General features: G+C 44.9%; 14 protein-coding genes and 1 pseudogene. 1 reads left to right on the forward strand and 14 read right to left on the reverse strand.

Features of this window, described 5'->3' with window-relative positions; translation table 11 throughout:
- Positions 1-239 precede the first annotated feature (239 nt).
- From DZ54_RS0115700 to DZ54_RS27240, 6 genes are all read right to left on the reverse strand, one after another.
- Entirely contained in the window at positions 240-1,142 is a 903-nt protein-coding gene (locus tag DZ54_RS0115700) for a cation diffusion facilitator family transporter (protein ID WP_025675117.1), read from the reverse strand.
- Positions 1,143-1,233: 91 nt separating this feature from the next.
- Positions 1,234-1,386: a hypothetical protein gene (locus DZ54_RS25325; RefSeq protein WP_164831613.1), complete on the reverse strand. Its 153-nt coding sequence runs from the start codon at positions 1,384-1,386 to the stop codon at positions 1,234-1,236.
- 28 nt (positions 1,387-1,414) lie between these two features.
- The gene (gene brnA / locus DZ54_RS0115710) at positions 1,415-1,684 is read right to left on the reverse strand and encodes a type II toxin-antitoxin system BrnA family antitoxin (RefSeq protein WP_025675118.1); all 270 of its coding nucleotides are present in this window, start codon (positions 1,682-1,684) and stop codon (positions 1,415-1,417) included.
- Positions 1,674-1,937, reverse strand: a complete 264-nt coding sequence (locus DZ54_RS0115715) for a BrnT family toxin (protein ID WP_025675119.1) — start codon at positions 1,935-1,937, stop codon at positions 1,674-1,676. The genes brnA and DZ54_RS0115715 overlap by 11 nt, the downstream gene beginning before the upstream one ends.
- A 173-nt stretch (positions 1,938-2,110) precedes the next feature.
- Positions 2,111-2,407, reverse strand: coding sequence for an antibiotic biosynthesis monooxygenase family protein (locus DZ54_RS0115720; protein ID WP_025675120.1), 297 nt, complete (start codon positions 2,405-2,407; stop codon positions 2,111-2,113).
- A complete protein-coding gene (locus DZ54_RS27240) occupies positions 2,376-2,933 on the reverse strand; it encodes a GNAT family N-acetyltransferase (protein ID WP_051416070.1) in 558 nt (185 codons plus the stop codon). The genes DZ54_RS0115720 and DZ54_RS27240 overlap by 32 nt, the downstream gene beginning before the upstream one ends.
- A 207-nt stretch (positions 2,934-3,140) precedes the next feature.
- Between DZ54_RS27240 and DZ54_RS27610 the strand changes: the two are divergent.
- Positions 3,141-3,411 (forward strand): annotated as a pseudogene (locus DZ54_RS27610) (transposase); the annotation flags it as partial.
- A gap of 383 nt (positions 3,412-3,794) precedes the next feature.
- Here the strand turns inward: DZ54_RS27610 and DZ54_RS22530 are convergent.
- The 8 genes from DZ54_RS22530 to DZ54_RS25330 form a co-directional block, all read right to left on the reverse strand.
- The gene (locus DZ54_RS22530; RefSeq protein ID WP_240474044.1) at positions 3,795-4,106 is read right to left on the reverse strand and encodes a GNAT family N-acetyltransferase; all 312 of its coding nucleotides are present in this window, start codon (positions 4,104-4,106) and stop codon (positions 3,795-3,797) included.
- Positions 4,107-4,227: 121 nt separating this feature from the next.
- Positions 4,228-4,452 (reverse strand): BrnA antitoxin family protein, encoded by a 225-nt coding sequence (locus DZ54_RS0115740; RefSeq protein WP_205619423.1) that lies wholly within the window; start codon positions 4,450-4,452, stop codon positions 4,228-4,230.
- Complete coding sequence (locus DZ54_RS22535; RefSeq protein ID WP_025675123.1) at positions 4,449-4,802, reverse strand: addiction module antidote protein; 354 nt, start codon at positions 4,800-4,802, stop codon at positions 4,449-4,451. The genes DZ54_RS0115740 and DZ54_RS22535 overlap by 4 nt, the downstream gene beginning before the upstream one ends.
- Before the next feature lie 4 nt (positions 4,803-4,806).
- Positions 4,807-5,103, reverse strand: coding sequence for a type II toxin-antitoxin system RelE/ParE family toxin (locus DZ54_RS0115750; protein ID WP_025675124.1), 297 nt, complete (start codon positions 5,101-5,103; stop codon positions 4,807-4,809).
- 132 nt (positions 5,104-5,235) lie between these two features.
- Entirely contained in the window at positions 5,236-5,499 is a 264-nt protein-coding gene (locus tag DZ54_RS0115755; protein ID WP_025675125.1) for a Txe/YoeB family addiction module toxin, read from the reverse strand.
- A complete protein-coding gene (locus DZ54_RS0115760; protein WP_025675126.1) occupies positions 5,496-5,738 on the reverse strand; it encodes a type II toxin-antitoxin system Phd/YefM family antitoxin in 243 nt (80 codons plus the stop codon). The genes DZ54_RS0115755 and DZ54_RS0115760 overlap by 4 nt, the downstream gene beginning before the upstream one ends.
- Positions 5,739-5,897: 159 nt before the next feature.
- Positions 5,898-6,374, reverse strand: coding sequence for a DUF4468 domain-containing protein (locus DZ54_RS24410; protein WP_025675127.1), 477 nt, complete (start codon positions 6,372-6,374; stop codon positions 5,898-5,900).
- 462 nt (positions 6,375-6,836) lie between these two features.
- Positions 6,837-7,210 (reverse strand): PIN domain-containing protein (locus DZ54_RS25330; protein ID WP_205619424.1); only part of this gene is annotated, 374 nt, incomplete at its 5' end.

Raw genomic sequence — 7,210 nt, forward strand, 5'->3', positions numbered from 1 at the left:
TGACAGCTTTAAATTATGGATTGAGCGTACGATGGGTGTTATTCTTTGTGGCTTAGCATGAAAATTGATATTAATGTAAAAGTTTCACCTAAAATTTAATAGGCCATTGTCACAAAACCACATACGGACTTGGCCTATTATCTTTAAATTCATTGCTACATGTAAGCATAACCTTGTATTTTCGGGTTATTTGGAGCGCAGCGGAATTGCCGTCCAGCGCAGCGCCTTGTTAGACCATTTTATACACATTTAGGTTTTTCCAGATTACACTTATTATCCTGTTTGGATGTTTCAACCTGAATTGTCGAATGCTCAATTCCGAAAAGATCGTGGAGTTGTTCCTGAAGACTTTGTAGGAAATCATTATCCAACGACTCGTTATTAACGACTATATGAACGGTCAACGCTATTTCGGTAGTGCTCATTGGCCAGACATGCAAATCGTGTATGCGACTGACATTCTCGAAACTATGAAAATATTGATTTATTCCAGCAATATCAATGTTTTTTGGTACAGCATCGATAGAATAGTTGATAGAATCACGAAGTAATCCCCAAGTTCCGATAAATACAACAGCGACTATCGATAGACTGACAACAGGATCGATCCACAACCAACCTTTGTATAGAATAAATATGCCAGCGATCACCACACCCAAGGATATCCCGGCATCAGCAGCCATATGAAGGAAAGCACCTCGAATATTCAGATCTTGCTTTTGACCTTTGACAAAAAGTAACGCAGTCAAAGTGTTGATCACGACGCCTATTCCAGCCACGATAATAACCGTCATGCCTTCAACAGGCTGCGGGTTGAGAAAGCGCCCAACGGCCTCCCAAGCAATACCTCCAAGAGCAACAAGTAAAAGTATCGCACTGGCCATAGAAGCCAAAATGGTAACTTTTCGAAGGCCATACGTTCTATTTTCTGTTGCAGCTTTTCTGGCGAGTATGCTCGCCCCCCAGGCGAGCAACAGACTGACCACATCACTTAAATTATGTCCTGCGTCCGCTATCAGTGCAAGTGAGTCAGCAAATATCCCATAACCAGCTTCAATCGCAACGAAGACGATATTTAATATAACGCCAATAGCAAATGAGCGATTGTAATTACCTACCTTATGACTGTGATCATGACTCATATTAACTTCCTTATACAGGGCTAACGCTTACCACCGGTCCACCGGCGGATGGCCTGGTTAGCACTATTCGACCGAACGCCATTGGTTGAAATCAAAACGGTATGCCATCCACAGTCGGTGGCCGCTTTATTCTGACTTGCTTGCCGTTCATAAAGACCCACTGGTATTTCTTTTGTCGCTCGGCCTTCGCGGCTTTCTTCGCACGCTTTTGAGCCGGAGTGAGCTTTTTCTTAACCTTTGCCATATCTCAACTTTTTGGTGCTAACGCCCTGTTAATGTGTACCGCTTGCGGGGTCACCATTGAGCGGCTTGTTAGCAGATTCAGCTTTGAGGCGCTCAACTAACCATACTTTGATGATGGATTGCCGCGTAACACCTACACGCGCCGCTTCACGATCCAAAGACTCGACTACCCAAGACGGGAAGTCGACATTTATGCGTTTTTGCTCTTGATTGGCGCGCCGTGCGGTGGAAAGGTCAAGATCATCAATGATGTCTTGTTTTCCTTCGTCAAACTTCTTATCAAAGTCTTTAGCTTTCATATAGCTCTACCTCTTTCTTGCGGGAGCGCCTGACAGAAATCAGACGAACTCTCTCGCTTCTGTACGTGACGACAGCAGACCAGTGCTTTGCACCAATAAGCCCTATGACAAGGAACCGCCGCTCGTCATCAGACTTGGCCCGGATTTCCAGAATATCAGGGTCATTCCAGAGCTCCTGCGCAGCCTGAAAGTCAATGCCATGTTTTTCAAGGTTGGCTTTGCTCTTATCGTCATCGAACTCAAAATCGATCATGAGTATAATCTATTCCTTTTTTACTCATTTGGCAAGACAGTGGGATAGAAGGGATTGCTAACGCCGCTCAGCACGCGCGGCTACGAAATGGAGCAAAGCCGCAATGAAGTGGACGTCGCAGTGGCTGGCCTGGTTATGTGGATCGTGAAGCATTGGCAAGAACCTTCCTTTGTTCAGCGTGTAAAATCACCTATTTCGTCATAGGCCATGGCTGAAATTCGCTCGCCTATTTTTCGCATCTCGACCATTTCTGATGGATTCTCAGAACCCCAAAATGCTTTCCAGCTCTCCATTGAATCCCATTTTGCCACTGTGATTACTTCGGTTTTGTCTTCAGCGCTGCGAAGCATGAAGCTCCCCAGTGCCCCAGGCACCGTCTCATGTATTCTGTTTGTTGTGCGGCTCCAGATTTTTTGAAAGTTCTCGAAGTTCTCTTCTTCAACCTTCCAACGATATACCACTCGAATCATGATTAACTCCTGCACACATACGCCCGCTTAAGGGGCTGACAACGCTACTACCAACTTTCCGCATAACACCGTAACCACCAAAATCAACGCATAATAAAAATGCCACGCGTTGGAAGTCCCTCTTGAAGCGTTTGTATGCCCTGTGCCGATTAGTACATATAACCCAACCAGTCCAAACTGACCATTTGCCCACCTCTTTGCCACTTACTGGTTTGATAAACAAATTATCAATATGCTCAACTGCCACACCGTAGTTTGTATGCTCATTAATCCGTAACCAAGAATGGATTGTCTCGACTTTGCTATAACCATGCTTCAGATAGAAGCCATCTAGCTCGGAAATGAGCATTATGAAATCAATCCCTTTTCCCTGTGCAAACGACGACACTTCAGAAAGCATGAGTGACCCAATACCTTTACCTCGATATTGTTCGGCAACACAGAAATCAATGATACCCATTACTTTGTACACTTCATTACCGACTTTCACCATCCGACAATCTAGTCCCAAATAGCCTACAAGCATGTCACCTTCATACGGCGTTGTTTCCTAAATCATTGAACTTATCATTCGAGCCGCGATCAGATCATCAAAGACCTCAAAACAGGTCACAGATGATGAGCAAAGCCAAGTACAAAATCAGCAACTAGAAACAATACAATCAGGCATTAGTTAACCGTGGTTCGATTACTTTTTTACTCGTTCCCACGCAGGAGCGTGGGAACGAGTAAAAACCAATCAGCGACCCGCTCGTTGCCTACCAATCAGTTCCTGATGTTGATACTTCAACATGTTTTACCCAAAGGGCTACAACGCGTGCGTGACTATGGCTTATTGCATGGCAGTGCCAAGCGCAAGCAACACCATATTCAACGTCTGTTACTTCACATGGCACACCAGACTTTGCCCGTTGACGGCACCCCCTGAGCAGCATACAACACGATGTTGTCCGACGTGCGGGGAGCGGCTCATGGTCTGCGTGGGCGTGACACGACCGAGGTAGCCGAAAGGCGAACAGAATAAGGAGAATGGCGTTCACTTAAACACAGGAGGACGAACCGACAAAAACCACATCGTTAACGTAACATATTGAAGTGGCAACCTATCTGCTCACTTCTTGGCTGCGCTCGCGCTAAAAAAAGTGCCAGGCGCAACACCTACCTATGCGCATTCGAGCTATTTACTTAATAAAGCAACGGGCTTGTTCAACACCCAAATAAAGTGTCGGCTGCGCGACACTTATTCTTATTTGTTATGCCTATTGGTTTAACTGTTTGATAAACTTAATTTTACTAGTAGCAGTACAACCATTATCTTCGTAACCTGATATTTGATAACCACTAGAAATAAGCAACTGCAACATCGCTTGATACTGGTTCATCGATTTCACACTAATGGCACTATAACCGTGATTAAGGCCCATAATTCTTGTTGCTCTCGTAGCTTGGTGGCAACACCTTGTTTTCTATAATTTGGATCAACTCCGCCAAGCCAGCTATAAAACTCAGTATTAGAAATCTCATAACCAATTTTGTATGCCATTGGCTTTTCATTGTGGCTTGCGATTAGAATTAAGTGCGTTTTACCCGTTAATTTAGCCATTAATTTACTTGCTGTTGTTCTACCATCAAATTCAGGTATTTGAGCATCAACCTCTAAAACTTCATCTATCGTTCCCAAGCGGAAATCAAACTTCATACATATTTACCTTTCGGAGCATAACGCCCGGCTCTACGTCAGGCAGACGTGGAGGCCTTTTTTTGGCCGAAGCTTTTGCCTGTCCGGCAGCAGCCGTTTGTTAACAGTTTATTGCCATTCATTATTGCCACTCAATTTTTAGGTCTTTGTGTGACTGTGCACAGTCGCGCAGATATAGGTTAATGAGGCTCTGATACGGAAGGTCTTTTTTCTCGGCCAGATTCTTGAAATATGCAACGGTATCCTCATCCAGCCGGATCGTAACCTGCTTCTTGAGCTTCTTGGCGTATGGGTTCTTAACGGACTCTGTAAAATCGTAATGATCACGCATGTCTATACCCTTCATAAGTCTTTCGTTCGCACTTGTCCGCCTTTCGCGCAGAAATGATTGTTAGAAGGCGGTTTCGGGGGAGTCTGCACAGTGATCTGCAAGCCGAGCGCCTTTGCGACTTTTGCGACTGTACTGAACGTAGGGTTACCTTCCGGTGATAAGGCTTTGTACAAGCCTTCTCGGGTAAGTCCTGTATCTCGTGCAAGTTGGCTCATATTCCTGGCGCGCGCGATAACACTCAACGCATGCACAATGAATGCAGGATCGTCACCGGCTTCCTCGATACAGGCCTCAAGATACAGTTGAATATCTTCTTCTGTTTCAAGGTGCTCTGCTGAATCCCAGCGCGTAGTTTTGATACCCATAGCCTTATACCTCCAACTGCCTGGCAATTTCTTTGGCTTTGGCGATATCAGCTTTCTGAGAACTTTTGTCGCCACCGGATAGAAGTATCACGACAACAGCGTCTTGCTGTACAAAATAGACTCTGTAACCGGGCCCGTAGAAGATTCGCAACTCACTCACGCCTTCCCCGACGGGTGCCACATCGCCGAAATGGCCCATTTCGACTCGATCAATCCGGGCCTGAATTCGAGCCTTTGCCCTTCGGTCCTTGAGGGATCTGAACCATTTCGTGAATCTCGCTGTCGTCCTGACTTCTATCATATCGCAACTGTAGTTCTAATAAGGTAGTGTGTCAACTGTGGTTCACGCTCCCCTTCTAACGCGAAGCTTTGCGGCAATTTTGGAACTGCGCAGCAGTGGAAAAATTGTCCGGCAACAGCGGCTGGTTATGCATTATTCGTAGTGGCTCCAGAGCCGGAGAACTTTAACCACCCGTTCATCTTCAAGAACCTGGTACACCAGACGATGCTGAATATTGATGCGACGTGAATACGCTCCCGCAAGATCACCGATAAGCTTCTCAAATGGAGGCGGCTTGCGGTATGGATCTTCCGCAATCAGTTTCAACAATTCCTGGGCTTTTGGTTTAAGGCCGCTCGAGGCCAACTTCTTTGCATCTTTCTGGGCTTGCTTGGTATAAACCAACTTCCATGTCACCAGTCCAGCTCCTCATCGCATTCGTCCACGGGGGTATCCATTCCCTCAAGAATAGACTCCCGCATACCTGGTACGGAGAGAAGGTAAAGTGTTTCCTGAATAGCTGACCAGTCCTCTTCAGACACCAAGACAGCTTTGTTCCTCTTACCCATAATAACGATTGGTTGGTGGGATTCGGCAGTTTCATCAATCAACCGATAAAGGTTACCGCGCGCCTCAGTTGCTGTAATTCCGGTCATGACGCACCTCTTGCGTGTTCAACTTTTCACCAATTGTACGCTTTTCGGCACGTACGTCAAGACGAACGCTCTGCATAACGCCAGTGGTAATGGGCGCCAACGGAGCCCAGCGCAGTTAGCGCCCCGTTGACCACCTTGTTATATGGCTAGAACTCAACACTAGAAGTCAGAAAAAGAAGAACCTTCGTTAAGCGCCTTTTCTAGTCCGGCAGAGAGAGCATCGAAATCGGTTACGATGGTTTGGTAACCGTCCTTAGTCGGCCATGGGAAGCCTGAGCATGAACTGTAGGAAGGCACACCTTCGATTAACTCGAGTTGAAGTCGTGCCTTTTCATCCTTACTCTGGAATCGAACATGATATTCAGTTGAGCATCGATTCGTCGCAAGATACCAAGTTGCTGCTCCACGACCTATTAAAGTAGCTTCCTCTCGATCCTGAACTCGCAAAACAGACCTGCTGTCTCCATAAGTTTCTGCGAAATAGTCTCGCGCACGAACCCAAAGATCTTCTTGGTTGACGGATTCGACCTGATAGTCATATGTAAAGGTCTTCTTCACATTCTTCTCAGCTGGCATCATCCCCGCACAGCCCGACAAGAAAAATGCGGCAATAATCATGACCAAAAGCTTTTTCATACTTCTCTCCATTTAATCTAAAGAAACAAACGACCGAGCCATATAACGCTTTGCTAAGCGGAAAATAATGGTTGACTATAATCGCGAAGCGTTGGCCAACTGTTATTTTTCCGTTTAAGCAACTTGTTATGTGCCTTTATTCGTGTTCACCGTAATCAGGCTCTAATGTACCAAAGTCTACCGAAGTTATAGGACTTACCACCTCAACTTCTTCAATTTCTAGCTCAGATAAATCACCGGTTAAATCACCACATACAGTAACTAAGATTTCAGAAGTAAACTGTTCTTCAACTGTAGCTGTAACACCACCAATATAGACATGGTCGCGGTCTATAAAATCGTATTGAGAAAGCGAAAATTCACCCTCAACTTCAACAGTGATATTGGCACTTATCTCTAAGACAATATAATCTTCAGAATGATCGACTATTTTAAAATTATTGTCAGATAACTCAAATTCATTTAACCAACCATGGCAACCATCAGGTTCCCAGTAATGGAAGGAGTCGGCTTCTTGATCTGGCGTAAAGCATTAAAGTAGCTTTCTACACCACTACGTATTTTTTCAATAAAGTCTGCTGCATCATCTTCTTCTTGTTCAATTTTCGAAGTTAACATAGATAAGAATGCAAAAGGAGAAGTTTCCTTATTGAACATACTTAGAGCATCTGCAAATTCTTCTGTGTAATCAATGTTGCCTGATGTTTCACAATAACTTTCCCAATCACCATCACGAGCAACAGCCAAAACCTTAATATCATTTTCTTCAGCCAAGCTTCTGTGGCTAAAAGGACAATAGCAATCAGGAAATTCGTTTTTCTTTTTCCCCGTTTCTG

Origin of the sequence: Salinivibrio socompensis S35, assembly GCF_000513715.1 — a bacterium.
GTDB lineage: Bacteria > Pseudomonadota > Gammaproteobacteria > Enterobacterales > Vibrionaceae > Salinivibrio > Salinivibrio socompensis.

Bases quoted from the DNA above. Each gene is read 5' to 3' on its own strand.
- DZ54_RS0115700 (WP_025675117.1), bottom strand. From the start codon at position 1,142: ATGAGTCATGATCACAGTCATAAGGTAGGTAATTACAATCGCTCATTT.
- DZ54_RS25325 (WP_164831613.1), bottom strand. From the start codon at position 1,386: ATGGCAAAGGTTAAGAAAAAGCTCACTCCGGCTCAAAAGCGTGCGAAG.
- brnA (WP_025675118.1), bottom strand. From the start codon at position 1,684: ATGAAAGCTAAAGACTTTGATAAGAAGTTTGACGAAGGAAAACAAGAC.
- DZ54_RS0115715 (WP_025675119.1), bottom strand. From the start codon at position 1,937: ATGATCGATTTTGAGTTCGATGACGATAAGAGCAAAGCCAACCTTGAA.
- DZ54_RS0115720 (WP_025675120.1), bottom strand. From the start codon at position 2,407: ATGATTCGAGTGGTATATCGTTGGAAGGTTGAAGAAGAGAACTTCGAG.
- DZ54_RS27240 (WP_051416070.1), bottom strand. From the start codon at position 2,933: ATGCTTGTAGGCTATTTGGGACTAGATTGTCGGATGGTGAAAGTCGGT.
- DZ54_RS22530 (WP_240474044.1), bottom strand. From the start codon at position 4,106: ATGAAGTTTGATTTCCGCTTGGGAACGATAGATGAAGTTTTAGAGGTT.
- DZ54_RS0115740 (WP_205619423.1), bottom strand. From the start codon at position 4,452: ATGAAGGGTATAGACATGCGTGATCATTACGATTTTACAGAGTCCGTT.
- DZ54_RS22535 (WP_025675123.1), bottom strand. From the start codon at position 4,802: ATGGGTATCAAAACTACGCGCTGGGATTCAGCAGAGCACCTTGAAACA.
- DZ54_RS0115750 (WP_025675124.1), bottom strand. From the start codon at position 5,103: ATGATAGAAGTCAGGACGACAGCGAGATTCACGAAATGGTTCAGATCC.
- DZ54_RS0115760 (WP_025675126.1), bottom strand. From the start codon at position 5,738: ATGACCGGAATTACAGCAACTGAGGCGCGCGGTAACCTTTATCGGTTG.
- DZ54_RS24410 (WP_025675127.1), bottom strand. From the start codon at position 6,374: ATGAAAAAGCTTTTGGTCATGATTATTGCCGCATTTTTCTTGTCGGGC.